This is a genomic window from Burkholderia sp. APQ4-4ca (assembly GCF_057837105.1).
In genome coordinates, this window is record NZ_JBYQCG010000228.1 from 18,806 (window position 1) to 36,040 (window position 17,235).

Sequence of the window (17,235 nt, forward strand, 5' to 3'; positions counted from 1 at the left end):
TCGCCGGCTTCGCGGTGATCAGGCAGAACGGCTTGATCAGCGCCTGTTCGTCGTCCGACAGCGCGAGGCCGCGCACGGCCTTGCCCTGGTCGAGCTGCGCGCGCACCTTTTCGAGCACCGCGACGAGCTTCGCCGCCTCCTTGTCGTTGCCCGACTTCGCCGCCTTCGAATAGCGCGTGAGCGCCTTCTCGATGGTGCCGAGATCGGCGAGCGCGAGTTCGGTGTTGATCACTTCGATGTCGTCGATCGGGCTGACCTTGCCGGCGACGTGAATGACGTTGTCGTCCTCGAAGCAGCGCACGACGTGCGTGATCGCGTCGGTTTCGCGGATGTTCGCGAGGAACTGATTGCCGAGGCCTTCACCCTTGCTCGCGCCCGCGACGAGGCCGGCGATGTCGACGAACTCGACGACGGCCGGCACGACGCGCTCGGGCTTGACGATCTCTGAGAGCGCTTTCAGACGCGTATCCGGCACTTCGACGATGCCGACGTTCGGCTCGATCGTGCAGAACGGGTAGTTCTCGGCGGCGATGCCGGCCTTGGTCAGCGCATTGAACAGGGTGGACTTGCCGACGTTGGGCAAGCCGACGATGCCGCATTTGAGACTCATGGAATCCTTCGGACGGGTGAGGCGGCGCGGCCGGACAGGGCACGGCGGCGCGGGAAAAAAGGGCGGCCGGCGCGGGGAGCGCGGCGGGCCGACGGTCAAAGACGCTATTGTACCGTGCCGGCGCCCGGATTCCGGGCCTGCCGCCGAACGGCCGATGCGGCGGGCCGCCGCGCGGGCGCACCGGCCTGCGATTCTGCTGATTTCCCGCAAAGTCCGGCCGCGTAAGGGTTTGGCCCCGCGGCTATAATGCCCGCCATGACTGCCCACCACTCCTTCGACGTCGCCGTGGTCGGCGGCGGGCTCGTCGGCAAGACGGCCGCGCTTGCGCTGACCCAGTCCGGCTACCAGACCGCCTTGCTCGCCCAGCCGGCCACGCCGCGCCCCGCGGATCTCGCGTTCGACACGCGTGTCTACGCGCTGTCGTCCAGTTCGCAGGCGTTGCTCGAGCGGCTGCGGGTCTGGCAGGCGCTCGACCACGGCCGGCTCGCGCCGGTCTATGACATGCGCGTGTATGGCGATGCACATGCCGAACTGCATTTTTCCGCCTACCAGGCGTCCGTGCCGCAGCTCGCCTGGATCGCCGAATCGTCGCTGGTCGAGGCGTCGCTCGACGCCGCGCTGCGGTTCCAGCCGAACCTCACGTGGTTCGACGCGCGTGCGCAGGGCTTCGACGTGCGCGACGACGCGGCCGTGCTCACGCTGTCGTCGGGGCAAGTGCTCGAGGCCGATCTCGTCGTCGGCGCCGATGGCGCGCATTCGTGGGTGCGCTCCCAAATGGGGGCCAGGGTGGAGCGGCGCGACTACCGGCAGACGGGCGTCGTCGCGAACTTCAAGGCGTCGCTGCCGCACCGCGAGACGGCGTACCAGTGGTTCCACGAAGGCGAGATCGTCGCGCTGCTGCCGCTGCCGGACGGCCACGTGTCGCTGGTATGGTCCGCGCACACCGCACATGCGGACGAGCTGCTCGCGCTCGATCCGGCGCAGCTCGCGGCCGAGGTCGAGCGCGTGTCGCACGGTCAGGTCGGCACGCTCGAATGCGTGACGCCGGCCGCCGGTTTCCCGCTGGCGCTGCAGACGGTCGACAAGCTGATTGCGCCGCGCGTCGCGCTCGTCGGCGATGCCGCGCACCTGATCCACCCGCTCGCCGGGCAGGGGATGAACCTCGGTCTGCGCGACGTCGCCGCGCTCGTCGACGCGATCGCGGGCAAGGAAAGCTTCCGCAATCTCGGCGATCCGGTATTGCTGCGCCGCTACGAGCGTTCGCGCCGCGAGGACATCCGCGCGCTGATGGTCGCCACCGACGGCCTGCAGCGGCTGTTCGCGGTGCCGGGCTCGCTCGCGAAGGCGGTGCGCAATGCGGGCATGGCGTTCGTCGGCGCGCAGCCGCTCGTGAAGCGCTGGCTCGTGTCGGCCGCGCTCGGCTGATCGAACCTTCCGCCACCGCGCGGGTCGGAGACGGTTCCGTTACGGCGTACACTGTGGCGTGCACTCCGATTGAGCTGAAGGAAGATTTCGATGAAAAAAACGATCCGCATCGCGTCGCTGGCGCTGGCCGTCACGATGGCGACGCTTGGCTGCACCGCGCAGGCCGACCAGACCACCGACAAGCTGAAGGCCACGCTGCAAGCCCGTCTCGGCAGCGACGCGCCGATCAAGAGCGTGTCGAAATCGCCGGTTGCAGGTCTTTACGAAGTAAACCTCGGCACGCAGATCATCTATAGCGACGCGGCGGGCGACTACGTGCTGCTCGGCGATCTCGTCGACACCAAGACGCACAAGAACCTGACCGACGCCCGCCTGTCCGAAATCAACAAGATCGATTTCGCGAGCCTGCCGTTCGCCAATGCGATCAAGGTCGTCAAGGGCAACGGCGCCCGCAAGATCGCGGTGTTCTCCGATCCGAACTGCCCGTACTGCAAGAAGCTCGAGACGACGCTGCAGTCGATCGACAACGTGACCGTCTACACGTTCCTCTACCCGGTGCTGTCGCCGGATTCGACCGTGAAGTCGAAGGCGATCTGGTGCGCGACCGACCGCGCGAAGACGTGGGAAAGCTGGATGCTCGACCACCGCGCGCCGTCCGGTGCCGGCACCTGCGACACCACCGCCCTCGACAAGAACCTCGCGCTCGGCCGCGGGATGAACGTCACCGGCACGCCGACGATCTTCTTGCCGGACGGCCGTCGCCTGCCGGGCGCGGTATCGGCCGACCAGCTCAACCAGGCGCTCGCCTCGAGCAAGTAACCGACTGCACGCCGGGCGCATGGCCCGGCCAGCGAGGGGCGCCCGCATGATCTGCCGGCGCCTCTCTTCGTTTTCGCCGCCGTATTCGACCGACCGATTGCCACGATGACCCAGCCGATCCGCTATTCGATTGTCCCGAAAGATGTTGCCGCGCACCTGTTCGAAGTGACGGTGACGGTTGCCGATCCCGATCCCGAAGGCCAGCGTTTCTCGCTGCCGGTATGGATTCCGGGCAGCTATCTCGTGCGCGAGTTCGCGCGCAACATCGTGACGCTCCATGCGTTCAACGACGCGGGCCGCAAGGTGCGCATCGCGAAGACCGACAAGCACACGTGGCAGGCAGCGCCCGTCAGCGGCGCGCTGACGCTGCGCTACGACGTCTATGCGTGGGACCTGTCGGTGCGCTCCGCGTATCTCGACGATTCGGGCGGCTTCTTCAACGCGACGGCCGTGTTCCTGAGCGTCGCGGGCCGCGAGCAGGCACCGTGCGAAGTCGACATCGCGAAACCGGCCGGTCCGGCGTTCCGCACGTGGCGCGTCGGCACTGCGCTGCCCGAAGCGCGCGGCACGAAACGCTACGGTTTCGGCGCGTATCGCGCGGCGAACTACGACGAGCTGTCCGACCATCCGGTGACGATCGGCGAATTCGCGCTGGCGACGTTCGACGCGCACGGCGTGCCTCACGACATCGTGATCGCCGGGCGCGTGACGCAGCTCGACCTGGAGCGGTTGCGTACCGACCTGAAGCGGGTGTGCGAAGCGCAGATCGCGCTGTTCGAGCCGAAGTCGAGGAAGGCGCCGATGGATCGCTACGTGTTCATGACGCTCGCGGTCAGCGACGGCTACGGCGGCCTCGAGCATCGTGCGTCGACCGCGCTGATCTGCAACCGGACCGACCTGCCGGTGAAGGGGCGCCCGGAAACGACGGAAGGCTATCGCACGTATCTCGGCCTGTGCAGCCACGAGTATTTCCACACGTGGAACGTGAAGCGCATCAAGCCGGCGGCGTTCGTGCCGTACGACCTCGCGCGCGAGAACTACACGTCGCTGCTGTGGCTGTTCGAGGGCTTCACGTCGTATTACGACGACCTGATGCTGGTCCGCAGCGGGCTGATGTCGCAGGACGAATATTTCGCGGCGCTCGGCCGCACCATCGGCGGCGTGCTACGCGGCACGGGGCGGCTCAAGCAGAGCGTCGCGGAAAGCTCGTTCGACGCTTGGATCAAGTACTACCGCCAGGACGAGAACGCGACCAACGCGATCGTCAGCTATTACACGAAGGGCTCGCTCGTCGCGCTCGCGTTCGATCTGGCGATCCGCGCGCAGACGCGCAACCGCAAGTCGCTCGACGACGTGATGCGCCTGCTGTGGCAACGCTACGGCCGCGATTTCTATCGGGGCGGCAAGCAGGCGGGCGTGGAAGAAAACGAGGTCGAGGCGCTGATCGAGGAGGCAACGGGCGTTGCGCTCGGCCGCCTGTTCGCCGACGCCGTGCACGGCACGCGCGACCTGCCGCTCGCCGAACTGCTCGCGCCGTTCGGCGTGACGCTGGCCCCCGACGTCGCGATCGGCGCGGCCGCGAAGCCGACGATCAGCGCGCGCCTGCGCGGCGGCGCGGACTGCACGTTGGCGGCGGTCTACGAAGGCGGCGCCGCGCATCGCGCGGGGTTGTCGGCCGGCGACACGCTGATCGCGGTGGACGGGCTGCGCGTGACCGGCACGAACCTCGACGCGCTGCTCGCGCGCTATCGGCCGGGCGACAAGGTCGAGGTTCATGCGTTCCGCCGCGACGAGCTGCGCACCGCGAAACTGAAGCTGGACGGCCCGGACGTCACGCGCTACCGGCTGACGGCGGCCGCGAAGCCGGCCGCGGCCACGAAGGCCCGCGAAGCCTGGCTGAACGGGTAATCGTACGGAAGCGGGTATCGGGGCGCGATCAACAATTGTTCTGCTGCTGCAACAATCCGTCGCCCTGAACCCGCTTTTTCGCGGTCATGTGGCCACGCACAATGGCGTCACTCGCGCTACCGAAGCGCAACCCCACCCGGAGCCTGACATGACGACCATTCTGCAAATCAATTCCGCCGCGCGTTCGCAAGGTGCGCAATCCACGCTGCTGGCCAATGAACTGACGGCAAAGCTGCAACAATCGAACCCCGGCGCGAACGTCGTGGTTCGCGACCTGCTCGCCGAGGCGCTGCCGCACCTCGACGAATCGGTGCTCGGCGCGTTCTTCACGCCGGCCGACAAGCGCACCGCGGAACAGAATGCGATCGTCGCGAAGAGCGATGCGCTGATCGCCGAGCTGCAAGCCGCTGACATCATCGTGATCGGCGCGCCGATGTACAACTTCGGCGTCTCGTCGCAACTGAAGGCGTACTTCGACTGGATCGCGCGCGCAGGCGTCACGTTCCGCTACACCGAGAACGGTCCGGAAGGCCTGATCAAGGGCAAGAAGGTGTACGTCGTGACGGCCCGCGGCGGCAAGTACCTGGGTACGCCGAACGACAGCCAGACCCCGTACCTGCGCACGTTCCTCGGCTTCATCGGCCTGACCGACGTGAGCTTCATCCACGCGGAAGGCCTGAACCTCGGCCCGGACGCGCAGAGCGCCGCGCTCGCCGGCGCACGCGAAGCGATCGCCGCCGCGTAACGCGTCAGGTCGAGGCGGGGTGCGATGCACCCGCTGCGTCGCCCGATAAAAAACGCCGCGCCCCGACAGGGACGCGGCGTTTTTGCATTCGGCCGGCGGGCGAACCCGCCGCAACCGAGGCCGTTACGCGAGCGTTTCGGCCACGTCCGGCAGGCGCCAGTCGATCGGTTCGCGGCCGGCATCGACCAGATAATCGTTCGCGAGCGCGAAATGGCGGCAGCCCAGGAAGCCGCGGTGCGCGGACAGCGGCGACGGATGCGGCGCCTCGAGCACGCAATGCGCGTTCGCGTCGAACAGTGCGCGCTTGGCCTGCGCATGCGCGCCCCACAGCATGAATACGAGGCCGCGATGACGGCCGGCAAGCTCGCGGATCAGCGTGTCCGTGCACTGCTCCCAGCCGCGCTTCGCATGGCTCGCGGCCGCGCCGCGCTCGACCGTCAGCACGGTGTTGAGCAGCAGCACGCCCTGGCGCGCCCACGTGTCGAGGCAGCCGTGACGCGGCGTGTCGTGACCGAAGTTCGCGGCGATTTCCTTGAAGATGTTGCGCAGCGACGGCGGCGTGCGCACGGCCGGCGGCACCGAGAACGCGAGGCCGTGCGCCTGCGGCGTGCCGCGATCGTCGCCGTGGTACGGATCCTGGCCGAGGATCACGACCTTCACGTCGTCGGGATGCGTCAGGCGCAGCGCGCGGAACACGTCGGTCGGGTAGACCGTCTTGCCGGCCGCACGCTCGTCGTCGACGAAGCGGCACAGCGGCGCGTACGCGTCGCTGTCGGTGAACGGTTTCAGCACGTCGCGCCAGACGGCCGGCAGTGCGTCGAATTGCGCGGCGAGATGCGGTACGTCGGCGGCAACGGGTTGCGCGGCCGCGGCGGCCGCGGCTGGCTCGGGCACGGGCTCGCGCGCCGGTGCGGCGGTTTTCTTCGCGGGTTTGCGCCGGGCCGTCGCCGGCTCGGCAGCCGGGGACGGAATATCGGCCGGTGCCGTTTCCGGCACGGGATCGTCGAACAGCGACGCCTGTTGCGGCGCGCGGGAAGTCTTGCGGGTTGCCATGCGTGATGCGTGTTTATTGCGCGCGCAGCCGGTAGCCGCGCTGCGCCTTGCTGATGTTTTCGGGAACGAGGCCCGGCAGCGCCTGCTGCAGTTCGGCGGCGAGCGTCGCGAGCGCCGTTTCCGGGCCGTCGATCAGTTCGAGTTCGATTTCGCTGATCGGTTCGCGGCGCGTCTCGTGTTCCGCCTGGACGACGATCTCGCCGAGATCCACCGCGGCCTCGACGGTTGCGCCGCCGATTGCGACGCGCCACAGCGTACGCGAAAAGTCCGTGCGGAACAGCGCATGCAGCGCGTCGGCCGCGTCATTGAGCGCGGCCGCGGCTTCCGGCACGTCGCAGGCCGCGACGAGCGCGTCGATTTCGAGCGCGTCGCCCGCGACCGGCAGTTCCCATTCGTGGCGGCTATGCAGTCCGCCTTCCGCGCTGCCGACCGTCTTGAACGTCTGCAGCCAGCCGTCCGGCGTGCGGCGCACGCGCACCGCGCTCTTCGAACGCGCGAGCGCGAGATCGGGCGTGTCGTAATAGACGTTCGCGAGCGTGATCGCGTGACCGGGTTCGCCGGTCAGCGTCTCGAAGAAGCGGCGCGCCGCGTCGGCCTGGCCGGCCGGCAGCGCGAGCTTGATTTCCTGTTCGATCGCCATCAGAAGAACATCCGTGCGAGTTCCTCGCCCGGCTGGTCGGCGCGCATGAACGCCTCGCCGACGAGGAACGTGTTCACGTTCGCCGCGCGCATCGTGTCGACGTCGGTGCGCGACAGGATGCCCGATTCCGTCACGACGATGCGGTCCGCCGGAATCATGTCGAGCATGTCGAGCGTGGTCTGGATCGACGTCTCGAACGTGCGCAGGTTGCGGTTGTTGATGCCGAGCAGCGGCGTCTTCAGCGTCAATGCCTGTTCCAGTTCGTGGCGGTCGTGCACTTCGACCAGCACCGCGAGGCCGAGCGAGTGCGCATAGGCTTCGAGATCCTGCATCAGCGGCGTGTCGAGCGCGGCCGCGATCAGCAGGATCGCGTCGGCGCCCATCGCGCGGGCTTCGACGATCTGGTACGCATCGACGATGAAGTCCTTGCGCAGCACCGGCAGCGTGCAGGCCGCGCGCGCTTCCTCGAGGTAGCGGACGCCGCCCTGGAAGAACTGCTCGTCGGTCAGCACCGACAGGCACGCGGCGCCGTGCGCCGCATACGAGCGCGCGATGTCGGCCGGCACGAAATGCTCGCGCAGCACGCCTTTCGACGGGCTTGCTTTCTTGATTTCGGCGATGACCGCAGCGTTGCCGGCCGCGTGCTTCGCGCGCAGCGCGCCGACGAAGTCGCGCAGGTCGCGCGCGGAGGCCTCGAGTTTCAGTGCCTCGAGCGGCGTGCTGCGCAGGGCCGCCGCGATTTCTTCGCGCTTGACGGCGATGATTCGGTCGAGAATGTCGCTCATAGGGGTTCCTGCTGGATTCGTGAGAGGGTCAGCGCTTGAACTGCTGCGTGAAGCGCACGAGTTCGTCGACTTTCGCGCGGGCCTTGCCGCTCGCGATCGCTTCGCGGGCGAGCTGGATGCCGTCCGCGATCGACTCGGCGATATTGGCCGCGTAGAGCGCGGTGCCCGCGTTCAGCGTGACGATCTCGCGCGCGACGCCCGGTTGGTTGTCCAGCGCGCCGAGCAGCATCGTGCGCGATTCGTCCGCATTTTCCACCTTCAGCGTGCGGTTCGACACCATCTGCAGGCCGAAGTCCTCCGGATGGATTTCGTATTCGTGCACCTTCCCGTCGCGCAATTCGCCGACGAGCGTCGCGGCGCCGAGCGACACCTCGTCCATCCCGTCCTTGCCGTACACGACGAGCACGTGCTGCGCGCCAAGACGCTGCATCACGCGCACCTGGATGCCGACGAGGTCGGGGTGGAACACGCCCATCAGCTGGTTCGGCGCGCCGGCCGGATTGGTCAGCGGGCCGAGGATGTTGAAGATCGTGCGCACGCCGAGCTCGCGGCGCACGGCCGCGATGTTCTTCATCGCCGGGTGATGGTTCGGCGCGAACATGAAGCCCATGCCCGTCTCGGCGATCGATGCGGCGACCTGGTCCGACTGCAGGTCGATGTTCACGCCGAGCGCCTCGAGCACATCGGCGCTGCCGGACTTGCTCGATACGCCGCGGTTGCCGTGCTTCGCGACCTTCGCGCCCGCGGCCGCCGTGACGAACATCGATGCGGTCGAGATGTTGAACGTGTGCGAGCCGTCGCCGCCGGTGCCGACGATGTCGACGAAATTCGAGTTGTCCTGCACCTCGACGTGGTTCGCGAATTCGCGCATCACGGTCGCGGCGGCGGCGATCTCGCCGATCGTCTCCTTCTTCACGCGCAGCCCGGTGATGATCGCGGCCGCCATCACGGGCGACATGTCGCCGCGCATGATCAGCCGCATCAGGTGCAGCATTTCGTCGTGGAAGATCTCGCGGTGCTCGATCGTGCGTTGCAGCGCTTCCTGCGGGGTAATCGTCATCGTGCGTCTCCCGTCACGCAGCCGGTGCGGCGGCATGGGCCGCTGCGCGATGCTGGTTCAGGAAATTCTCGAGCAGCGCATGGCCGTGCTCGGACAGGATCGATTCCGGGTGGAACTGCACGCCTTCGACCGGCAGCGTCTTGTGACGCACGCCCATGATCTCGCCGTCGTCGGTCCACGCGGACACCTCGAGGCAGTCGGGCAGCGATTCGCGCTCGATCGCGAGCGAGTGGTAGCGCGTCACGTCGAAATGCTTCGGCAGATCGGCGAACACGCCGCGGCAGTCGGTTTCGATCCGGCTCACCTTGCCGTGCATGATGGTCTTCGCGCGCACGACGCGGCCGCCGAACGCTTCGCCGATCGCCTGGTGGCCGAGGCAGACGCCGAGGATCGGCTTCCTGCCCGCGAATTCGCGCAGCACGTCGAGCGTGATGCCCGCGTGTTGCGGATTGCTCGGGCCGGGCGACAGGCAGATCGTGTCGGGGTTCAGGCGCGCGATGTCGTCGAGCGTGATTTCGTCGTTGCGGTAGGTGCGCACGTCCTCGCCGAGTTCGCCGAAGTACTGGACCAGGTTGTAGGTAAACGAGTCGTAGTTGTCGATCATGAGCAGCATGGTCAGTCTCCGGTCAGAAGTCGCTATCGAGGCCGTCCTGGACCTGTTCGGCCGCACGCAGCACCGCGCGCGCCTTGTTCTCGGTCTCTTGCCATTCGGATTCGGGCACCGAATCCGCGACGACGCCGGCCGCCGCTTGCACGTACAGGTTGCCGTTGTGGATCAGGCCCGTGCGGATCGCGATCGCGAGATCCATCTCGCCCGAGAACGACAGGTAGCCGACCGCACCGCCGTACAGCCCGCGCTTGACCGGCTCGAGCTCGTCGATCAGTTCCATCGCGCGCACCTTCGGCGCGCCGGACAGCGTGCCGGCCGGGAACGTCGCGCGCAGCACGTCGTAGTTCGTCATGCCGGGCTTCAGCTTGCCTTCGACCGAGCTGACGATGTGCTGCACGTGCGAGTACTTCTCGATCACCATCTTGTCGGTCACCTGCACCGAGCCGATTTCCGCGATGCGGCCGACGTCGTTGCGCGCGAGATCGATCAGCATCACGTGCTCGGCGATTTCCTTCGGATCGTTCAGCAGCTCGGTCGCGAGTTCCGCGTCACGCTCGGGCGTGTTGCCGCGCGGGCGCGTGCCGGCGAGCGGGCGGATCGCGATCGCGAGATCCATCTCGCCCGAGAACGACAGGTAGCCGACCGCACCGCCGTACAGCCCGCGCTTGACCGGCTCGAGCTCGTCGATCAGTTCCATCGCGCGCACCTTCGGCGCGCCGGACAGCGTGCCGGCCGGGAACGTCGCGCGCAGCACGTCGTAGTTCGTCATGCCGGGCTTCAGCTTGCCTTCGACCGAGCTGACGATGTGCTGCACGTGCGAGTACTTCTCGATCACCATCTTGTCGGTCACCTGCACCGAGCCGATTTCCGCGATGCGGCCGACGTCGTTGCGCGCGAGATCGATCAGCATCACGTGCTCGGCGATTTCCTTCGGATCGTTCAGCAGCTCGGTCGCGAGTTCCGCGTCACGCTCGGGCGTGTTGCCGCGCGGGCGCGTGCCGGCGAGCGGGCGGATCGTGACGATCTGGTCTTCGCCGCGCTTTTCCTGGCGCACCAGGATTTCCGGCGAGGCGCCGACCACGTGGAAATCGCCGAAGTTGTAGTAATACATGTACGGCGACGGGTTCAGCGAACGCAGCGCGCGGTACAGCGACAGCGGATTGTCGCGGTACGGCTTCGTCAGCCGCTGGCCGACCTGGATCTGCATCAGCTCGCCGGCGGCGATGTATTCCTTCGCCTGGCGCACGGCGGCCAGATAGTCGTCCTTCTTGAATTCGCGGAACGTCTCGGTGCGCACGCTCGCCGACGTGACGGGCGGCTGCACGGTCGTACGCAGGCGCTGCTTCAGTTCGCGCAGGCGGTGTTTCGCCTTCGCATACGCTTCGGGCTGGCCCGGGTCCGCGTAAATGATCAGGTAGAGCTTGCCGGCGAGGTTGTCGATCACCGCGACTTCCTCGGTCAGTAGCAACTGGATGTCGGGCAGGCCGAGATCGTCGCGCGGCGCGGTGTTCGCGAGCTTCTTCTCGATGTAGCGCACCGCGTCGTAGCCGAAGTAGCCGGCGAGGCCGCCGCAGAACCGCGGCAGGCCCGGGCGCTGCGCGATCTTGAAGCGGGCCTGGAACGATTCGATGAACTGGAACGGGTCGCCGTCGTGCGTCTCGACGACCTCGCCGTCGCGCACCACTTCCGACACGCCGTTGCGGGTGCGTACGAGCGTACGGGCGGGCAGGCCGATGAACGAATAGCGGCCGAAACGCTCGCCGCCGACCACCGATTCGAGCAGGAACGAGTTGGCGCCCGCGCGTTCGGGCTGGGCCAGCTTCAGGTAGAGGGACAGCGGCGTTTCGAGATCGGCGAGGGCTTCCGCGATCAGCGGGATGCGGTTGTAGCCTTCGTTCGCGAGCGATTGGAATTCGAGTTCGGTCATGTTCCGGTCCTGTTCGGGACGAGCGGCGCGTGCGCCAGGGATCATTTGACGCTGCGCGGGTGGCCGTCGGCGAAAGGGCGGTCGATCGAGAAGTGCCTGTTGCCGGCCGGCACTCCGGGCGTGAACGTCGCGAGCCTGCGGCCGAACCTGAACGCAAGCGTTCGGACGCGGTGGAACTCGAGGTGGTGCGACGATCGGCGCGCGGATGCGCAGCGAGATAAAAAACGGCGCTGAAGACGTGCTTCAGCGTACCTCATCGAAGAGGTTAGCGCGACCAGCGACGCCAGGGCCAGGCTCCCCGGTCGATGCTGCTCAGACTCCGTTTTTTATTCAGAAACATGCGGATGGAAGAAATAATCAGACGGTTGGCCGGGCGGCGTTGTGCGCGGAAATTGCGCGAGCCGCGACCAGCAACGAATCGACTATACCATCCGAATTTATCGTTTGTATAGCTTTGCCGTGGTTGTAGCCGTACGGCACCGTCAGCGTCGCCATCCCGGCCGCGCGGCCTGCCAGCGCGTCGTTTTCCGAATCGCCGATCGCGACCGCGGCGTCCGGCGCGACGCCGAGCGCGTCGCAGGCCGTCAGCATCGGCAGCGGATCGGGCTTCTTGCGCGCGACGCTGTCGCCGCCCAGCACGATGCCGAAGCAGCCGGCCAGCCCGTATTGTTCGAGCAGCTCGACCGCGAAGCGGTGCGGCTTGTTCGTCACGCACGCGAGCCGGATGCCGGCCGCGCGCAGTGCGTCGAGCCCGGCCGCCACGTCCGGATAGAGACGTGTGTGGCGACCGTTGATCTTCGCGTATTCGGCCTGGTAGATCGCCAGTGCGTCGTCGAAGCGCGCGTGCGCCTCGTCGGCCGGGAAGCGCGGCTTCAGCACGCTCTGGATCAGGTGTTCGGAACCCTTGCCGACGTAGCCGATCACCTCGTCGCGCGACGTGGCCGGCGCGCCGAGCCGCGCGAGCATCCCGTTCAGGCCGGCCGTGAAATCGTCGGCCGTGTCGACCATCGTGCCGTCGAGGTCGATCAGCGCGGCTTCGATGCGCGGCGCACCGAAGCGGATCGGGGCCGCGTGTGCAGCGTCCGCGGCGGCCCCGGCCGGCGCGTGGCCGGCGAACGACGAGTCGGCCACGGCGTCAGCTCCGCTCGACGGTCGCAAGGGCCGCGCGCATCTCGTCGATCACCTTGCGGTAGTCGGGCTTGCCGAAGATCGCCGAACCCGCGACGAACGTGTCGGCGCCGGCCGCCGCGATTTCCGCGATGTTGTCGGTCTTCACGCCGCCGTCGACTTCGAGCAGGATCTCGCGGCCCGTGCGCTCGGTGTACGCGTCGATGCGGGCGCGCGCCTCGCGCAGCTTGTTCAGCGTTTCCGGGATGAACGACTGGCCGCCGAAGCCGGGGTTGACCGACATCAGCAGCACGAAGTCGAGGCGATCCATCACGTGGTCGAGGTAGTTCAGCGGCGTGGCCGGGTTGAACACGAGACCGGCCTTGCAGCCGTGGTCGCGGATCAGCGACAGCGTGCGGTCGATGTGATCGGAGCCTTCCGGGTGGAAGCTGATCAGGTTCGCGCCGGCCTTCGCGAAATCGGGCACGATCCGGTCGACCGGGCGCACCATCAGGTGCACGTCGATCGGCACCTGCACGTGCGGGCGGATCGCCTCGCAGACGAGCGGGCCGATCGTCAGGTTCGGCACATAATGGTTGTCCATCACGTCGAAGTGAATCCAGTCGGCGCCGGCGGCGACCACGTTGCGGACTTCTTCGCCGAGCCGTGCAAAGTCGGCCGACAGGATGCTGGGAGCGATGCGGAATTGAGTCATGACAGGGAGCGGGGGACGTTGCGGCGCAAAACCGTCATTCTACCGTCCGGCGATCGGGCGCGCGGCGGCAGGCCGTGCGGTTGCGGCCCGATTGCGCATAGAATGCCGAACCAATGCGGCGCGCCCGCGGCCCGGCCGCTCGAGTCGGCGCGCGCGGTTACCTACAGCGGACACACCATGAGTCAGTATCAGTTCACCGTTTCGGTGAAAACCAGCTACTTGCCGGAACAATCCGACCCCGATCACCGTCAATACGCATTCGCGTACACGCTGACGATCCGCAACACCGGGCAAGTCGCGGCGCAGCTGATCGCCCGTCACTGGATCATCACGGACAGCGAGAGCCACGTGCAGGAAGTGAAGGGGCTCGGCGTCGTCGGGCACCAGCCGCTGCTGCAGCCGGGCGAGCATTTCGAATACACGAGCTGGGCCGTGATCGCGACGCCGGTTGGCACGATGCGCGGTGCGTACTTCTGCGTGGCGGAGGACGGCGAGCGTTTCGAGGCGCCGGTCGAGGAGTTCGCCCTGCACATGCCGCGCACGCTGCATTGAGCGTGCGGTGTGCGACGTGCGTCAGCGCGGCTGGCGGTCGTCGCGGCGGGCCTGCTTCTTTCTGCCCGACGACGTCCACACGACGATGAAGATCAGCAGGGCAAGCGCGACGAAGGCTTCGAGCGCGAAGATGAGCATCGGATATTGGTCGAGAAAATCTGACATGGCGGTTTCCATCAAGAACGGACATTGTATGTGGTTTGGGCCCCGGCTGGCCGGGTGGATGGCCGCGGCCGCAGCGGCGGCGCTGCTCGCGGCGTGCGGCGGCGCGCCGACGCGGACCTCCGCGCTGAAGCCGCCGACCGGAGCGGCGATCGTGCCGGGGCAGGTCGCCGCGAAGCGGCTCACGCCGGTCGCGTGGCAGCAGGTGCCGGGCTGGCAGGACGATTCGCTGATCGGCGCGACGGCCGCGCTGCGGCAGAACTGCGCGCGGCTCGCGCGCCAGCCGGCCTGGGCGCGCGCTTGCGCGGCCGCCGACCGGCTCGACGAGCTCGACGTCAGCAGCGCCCGCAGCTTCTTCGAAACGTATTTCACGCCGTTCCAGTTCGCGAACACCGACGGTACGCTCGACGGGCTCGTGACCGGCTATTACGAGCCGCTGCTGCACGGTTCGCGCGTACGCCGCGGCCCGTATCAGTACGCGCTCTATCGCTGGCCGGCCGGCTATCGCGCGGGTGCCGCGCTGCCGGCACGTGCGCAGCTCGAGCGCGCCGGCATCCTGAACGGCAACGAGCTCGTGTGGGTCGACGATCCGATCGAGGCATTCTTTCTGCAGGTGCAGGGCTCGGGTCGCGTGCTGCTCGACGACGGCTCGGTGATGCGCGTCGGCTTCGGCGGCACCAACAACCAGCCGTACCGTTCGATCGGCAAGTGGCTGCTCGATCGCGGCGAGCTGACGCCCGCGCAGGCGACGATGCAGGGCATCAAGGCGTGGGCGAAGGCGAACCCGACGCGCGTGGACGCGCTGCTCGACACGAATCCGCGCTTCGTGTTCTTCCGCGACATGCCGACCAAGGAGGATGCGCCGCACGGCGGCGCGGAGGGTCCGATCGGCGCGCTCGGCGTGCCGCTGACGCCGGAGCGCTCGATCGCGGTCGATCCGTCGTCGATCCCGCTCGGCACGCCGGTGTTCCTGCAGACCACGCGTCCGCTGACGAATACGCCGATGAACCGGCTCGTGTTCGCGCAGGATACGGGCTCGGCGATCAAGGGCGGCGTGCGGGCGGACTATTTCTGGGGGCTCGGCGACGACGCGGGCGACCTGGCCGGCCGGATGAAGCAGGTCGGCCGGATGTGGCTGTTGTTCCCGAATTCGTGATTGCGCGCGCGGGTCGCCCGGCGGGGGCTCGTGAACGAGACGCGGCCTGGATCGCGCGTCTCACGCGCGTGAGGGGGGGCCGGACTGATCGCCGGTGTGCTCGTGTGATTTCAGTTCGCGTGATGCTTTGCGTGTCACGTCGAACGGCGCTTCGGCGTAAAACAGCCCGATCGGCATTGGCCGATTGGGCTGTTTCGTTTGCAGGCGCGGATTCGCCGCTGCACGATGCACGCGCGGCGAGCGACCTCAGCCCTTGCGTTTGTCGACGACGCGGCGCGCCTTGCCGACCGAGCGCTCGATGCCGTTCACCGGCAGCACGTTGATCACGGCCGTCACGCCGATCAGCGACTTGATGTCGTACGCGAGCGCCTGTTTGGCCGCCTGGATCGCCGCGGTATCGGGCGCCGTCTCCGGGCAGGGCTCGACATTGAGCGTCAGCACGTCGAGCGGGCCTTCCTTGGTCAGCACGATCTGATAGTGCGGCGCGAGCGCGCGCTGCTTGAGCAACTGCTCCTCGATTTGCGTCGGGAACACGTTGACGCCGCGCACGATCATCATGTCGTCCGAACGGCCGGTGATCTTCTCCATCCGCCGCATCGTCCGGGCGGTGCCCGGCAACAGGCGGGTGAGGTCACGGGTGCGGTAGCGGATGATCGGCAGCGCTTCCTTCGTCAGCGACGTGAACACGAGCTCGCCGAGTTCGCCGTCCGGCAGCACTTCGCCGGTTTCGGGGTCGATGATTTCCGGATAGAAATGGTCTTCCCAGATGGTCGGGCCGTCCTTGGTCTCGACGCATTCGGACGCGACGCCGGGGCCCATGACTTCGGACAGCCCGTAGATGTCGACGGCGTCGATGCCCATCCGCTGTTCGATCGCGACGCGCATGTCGTTGGTCCACGGCTCCGCGCCGAAGATGCCGATGCGCAGCGAACTCTGCACGGGATCGAGGCCCTGGCGCTCGATCTCGTCGGCGATCGACAGCATGTAGCTTGGCGTGACCATGATGATGTCGGGCCGAAAATCCTGGATCAGCTGTACCTGCTTTTCGGTTTGCCCGCCGCCGAACGGGATCACGGTCAGCCCTGCGCGTTCGGCGCCATAGTGCGCGCCGAGCCCGCCCGTGAAGAGGCCATAGCCGTAGCTGACATGCACCTTGTCGCCGCGGCGCGCACCGGCCGCGCGGATCGAACGTGCGACGAGATTCGCCCATGTGTCGATGTCGGCGGCCGTATAGCCGACGACCGTCGGCTTGCCGGTCGTGCCCGACGATGCGTGGATGCGCGAGACCTGGTCCTGCGGCACCGCGAACATCCCGAACGGATAGCTGTCGCGCAGGTCGCCCTTGGTCGTGAACGGGAAGCGCGACAGGTCGGCGAGCGTCTTCAGGTCGTCCGGATGCACGCCCGCTTCGTCGAACTTGCGGCGATAGACGGGCGAGTGGTCATACGCATGCCGGAGCGACCATTTGAGGCGTTCGAGCTGCAGCGTGGTCAGCTCGTCCCGTGAGGCGGTCTCGATCGGCTCGAGCGGTAGCGGGGTAGTCATGCATGTCTCCAGTGTTTGTTATGGGCGAGCCGTCGCCGTCAGCGGTCTTCCGGGATGACCGTGCCCTTGATCTGGGCGGATTTGCCGCGAAACATCGCGACCGTGTCGCCTGTCTGGTTCGTGACGCGGATGTCGTAGATGCCGTGGCGACCGGCACGCGCCTGTTCGATCGCCTCGGCCGTCAGCATGTCGCCGCCGTGCACGGGGCGCAGGAATTCGATCGAGCAGCCGGCCGCGACCGCATTCACGTTGTACGAATTGCATGCGAACGCGAACGTCGAATCGGCGAGCGTGAAGATGATCCCGCCGTGACAGGTCTGGTGCCCGTTCAGGAATTCGGGCCGCACGCGCATCTGCAGGCGGGCATAGCCGGCGCGGACTTCGGCGATTTCCATGCCGAATGCGATCTGGTCTTC

General features: G+C 67.4%; 18 protein-coding genes. 6 read left to right on the forward strand and 12 right to left on the reverse strand.

Features of this window, described 5'->3' with window-relative positions; translation table 11 throughout:
* Positions 1-610: redox-regulated ATPase YchF (gene ychF / locus AC3IFE_RS26580; RefSeq protein WP_489193035.1), on the reverse strand; the 610-nt coding region annotated here is incomplete at its 3' end.
* A 246-nt stretch (positions 611-856) separates the two neighbouring features.
* Here ychF and AC3IFE_RS26585 point away from each other — a divergent pair.
* From AC3IFE_RS26585 to AC3IFE_RS26600, 4 genes are all read left to right on the forward strand, one after another.
* Positions 857-2,035 (forward strand): UbiH/UbiF family hydroxylase, encoded by a 1,179-nt coding sequence (locus tag AC3IFE_RS26585; RefSeq protein ID WP_489193037.1) that lies wholly within the window; start codon positions 857-859, stop codon positions 2,033-2,035.
* A gap of 90 nt (positions 2,036-2,125) precedes the next feature.
* On the forward strand, positions 2,126-2,854 hold the full coding sequence (locus AC3IFE_RS26590; RefSeq protein WP_489193039.1) for a DsbC family protein: 729 nt from the start codon (positions 2,126-2,128) through the stop codon (positions 2,852-2,854).
* Positions 2,855-2,959: 105 nt separating this feature from the next.
* On the forward strand, positions 2,960-4,762 hold the full coding sequence (locus AC3IFE_RS26595) for a M61 family metallopeptidase (protein ID WP_489193041.1): 1,803 nt from the start codon (positions 2,960-2,962) through the stop codon (positions 4,760-4,762).
* Positions 4,763-4,910: 148 nt separating this feature from the next.
* Positions 4,911-5,507: an FMN-dependent NADH-azoreductase gene (locus AC3IFE_RS26600; protein WP_089466568.1), complete on the forward strand. Its 597-nt coding sequence runs from the start codon at positions 4,911-4,913 to the stop codon at positions 5,505-5,507.
* Between the two features lie 123 nt (positions 5,508-5,630).
* Here AC3IFE_RS26600 and AC3IFE_RS26605 read toward each other — a convergent pair whose 3' ends face one another.
* The 8 genes from AC3IFE_RS26605 to rpe all read right to left on the reverse strand — a co-directional run bounded on the left by AC3IFE_RS26605 (position 5,631) and on the right by rpe (position 13,404).
* Positions 5,631-6,560 (reverse strand): uracil-DNA glycosylase, encoded by a 930-nt coding sequence (locus tag AC3IFE_RS26605; protein WP_489193044.1) that lies wholly within the window; start codon positions 6,558-6,560, stop codon positions 5,631-5,633.
* Positions 6,561-6,573: 13 nt separating this feature from the next.
* Entirely contained in the window at positions 6,574-7,200 is a 627-nt protein-coding gene (locus AC3IFE_RS26610; protein WP_489193046.1) for a CYTH domain-containing protein, read from the reverse strand.
* Complete coding sequence (gene trpC, locus AC3IFE_RS26615) at positions 7,200-7,985, reverse strand: indole-3-glycerol phosphate synthase TrpC (protein ID WP_089466571.1); 786 nt, start codon at positions 7,983-7,985, stop codon at positions 7,200-7,202. Before trpC ends, AC3IFE_RS26610 begins: the two co-directional genes overlap by 1 nt.
* A gap of 28 nt (positions 7,986-8,013) precedes the next feature.
* Positions 8,014-9,045, reverse strand: coding sequence for an anthranilate phosphoribosyltransferase (gene trpD / locus AC3IFE_RS26620; protein WP_059577389.1), 1,032 nt, complete (start codon positions 9,043-9,045; stop codon positions 8,014-8,016).
* Between the two features lie 13 nt (positions 9,046-9,058).
* Positions 9,059-9,658, reverse strand: coding sequence for an aminodeoxychorismate/anthranilate synthase component II (locus AC3IFE_RS26625; RefSeq protein ID WP_089466572.1), 600 nt, complete (start codon positions 9,656-9,658; stop codon positions 9,059-9,061).
* A 13-nt stretch (positions 9,659-9,671) separates the two neighbouring features.
* Positions 9,672-11,582, reverse strand: a complete 1,911-nt coding sequence (locus tag AC3IFE_RS26630) for a chorismate-binding protein (protein ID WP_489193049.1) — start codon at positions 11,580-11,582, stop codon at positions 9,672-9,674.
* Positions 11,583-11,939: 357 nt separating this feature from the next.
* Positions 11,940-12,713: a phosphoglycolate phosphatase gene (locus AC3IFE_RS26635; RefSeq protein ID WP_489193051.1), complete on the reverse strand. Its 774-nt coding sequence runs from the start codon at positions 12,711-12,713 to the stop codon at positions 11,940-11,942.
* A 4-nt stretch (positions 12,714-12,717) separates the two neighbouring features.
* Positions 12,718-13,404 (reverse strand): ribulose-phosphate 3-epimerase, encoded by a 687-nt coding sequence (rpe, locus tag AC3IFE_RS26640; protein WP_011883156.1) that lies wholly within the window; start codon positions 13,402-13,404, stop codon positions 12,718-12,720.
* Between the two features lie 177 nt (positions 13,405-13,581).
* On the opposite strand from rpe, the gene apaG reads away from it, so the two are divergent.
* The gene (gene apaG, locus AC3IFE_RS26645) at positions 13,582-13,956 is read left to right on the forward strand and encodes a Co2+/Mg2+ efflux protein ApaG (RefSeq protein ID WP_089466589.1); all 375 of its coding nucleotides are present in this window, start codon (positions 13,582-13,584) and stop codon (positions 13,954-13,956) included.
* 21 nt (positions 13,957-13,977) lie between these two features.
* Here the strand turns inward: apaG and AC3IFE_RS26650 are convergent, their stop codons facing one another.
* Positions 13,978-14,121, reverse strand: coding sequence for a hypothetical protein (locus AC3IFE_RS26650; RefSeq protein ID WP_235356184.1), 144 nt, complete (start codon positions 14,119-14,121; stop codon positions 13,978-13,980).
* 28 nt (positions 14,122-14,149) lie between these two features.
* Between AC3IFE_RS26650 and mltA the strand changes: the two genes are divergently transcribed.
* Positions 14,150-15,274 (forward strand): murein transglycosylase A, encoded by a 1,125-nt coding sequence (gene mltA / locus AC3IFE_RS26655; RefSeq protein ID WP_489193054.1) that lies wholly within the window; start codon positions 14,150-14,152, stop codon positions 15,272-15,274.
* A gap of 246 nt (positions 15,275-15,520) precedes the next feature.
* Here the strand turns inward: mltA and paaK are convergent, their stop codons facing one another.
* Positions 15,521-16,819 carry a phenylacetate--CoA ligase PaaK gene (gene paaK, locus AC3IFE_RS26660; protein WP_489193056.1) on the reverse strand — a complete coding sequence of 433 codons (1,299 nt, stop codon included), beginning with the start codon at positions 16,817-16,819 and terminating at the stop codon, positions 15,521-15,523.
* A gap of 38 nt (positions 16,820-16,857) precedes the next feature.
* Positions 16,858-17,235 (reverse strand): hydroxyphenylacetyl-CoA thioesterase PaaI (gene paaI / locus AC3IFE_RS26665; protein ID WP_489193058.1); only part of this gene is annotated, 378 nt, incomplete at its 5' end.

Bases quoted from the DNA above. Each gene is read 5' to 3' on its own strand.
- AC3IFE_RS26585 (WP_489193037.1), top strand. From the start codon at position 857: ATGCCCGCCATGACTGCCCACCACTCCTTCGACGTCGCCGTGGTCGGC.
- AC3IFE_RS26590 (WP_489193039.1), top strand. From the start codon at position 2,126: ATGAAAAAAACGATCCGCATCGCGTCGCTGGCGCTGGCCGTCACGATG.
- AC3IFE_RS26595 (WP_489193041.1), top strand. From the start codon at position 2,960: ATGACCCAGCCGATCCGCTATTCGATTGTCCCGAAAGATGTTGCCGCG.
- AC3IFE_RS26600 (WP_089466568.1), top strand. From the start codon at position 4,911: ATGACGACCATTCTGCAAATCAATTCCGCCGCGCGTTCGCAAGGTGCG.
- AC3IFE_RS26605 (WP_489193044.1), bottom strand. From the start codon at position 6,560: ATGGCAACCCGCAAGACTTCCCGCGCGCCGCAACAGGCGTCGCTGTTC.
- AC3IFE_RS26610 (WP_489193046.1), bottom strand. From the start codon at position 7,200: ATGGCGATCGAACAGGAAATCAAGCTCGCGCTGCCGGCCGGCCAGGCC.
- trpC (WP_089466571.1), bottom strand. From the start codon at position 7,985: ATGAGCGACATTCTCGACCGAATCATCGCCGTCAAGCGCGAAGAAATC.
- trpD (WP_059577389.1), bottom strand. From the start codon at position 9,045: ATGACGATTACCCCGCAGGAAGCGCTGCAACGCACGATCGAGCACCGC.
- AC3IFE_RS26625 (WP_089466572.1), bottom strand. From the start codon at position 9,658: ATGCTGCTCATGATCGACAACTACGACTCGTTTACCTACAACCTGGTC.
- AC3IFE_RS26630 (WP_489193049.1), bottom strand. From the start codon at position 11,582: ATGACCGAACTCGAATTCCAATCGCTCGCGAACGAAGGCTACAACCGC.
- rpe (WP_011883156.1), bottom strand. From the start codon at position 13,404: ATGACTCAATTCCGCATCGCTCCCAGCATCCTGTCGGCCGACTTTGCA.
- apaG (WP_089466589.1), top strand. From the start codon at position 13,582: ATGAGTCAGTATCAGTTCACCGTTTCGGTGAAAACCAGCTACTTGCCG.
- AC3IFE_RS26650 (WP_235356184.1), bottom strand. From the start codon at position 14,121: ATGTCAGATTTTCTCGACCAATATCCGATGCTCATCTTCGCGCTCGAA.
- mltA (WP_489193054.1), top strand. From the start codon at position 14,150: ATGTGGTTTGGGCCCCGGCTGGCCGGGTGGATGGCCGCGGCCGCAGCG.
- paaK (WP_489193056.1), bottom strand. From the start codon at position 16,819: ATGACTACCCCGCTACCGCTCGAGCCGATCGAGACCGCCTCACGGGAC.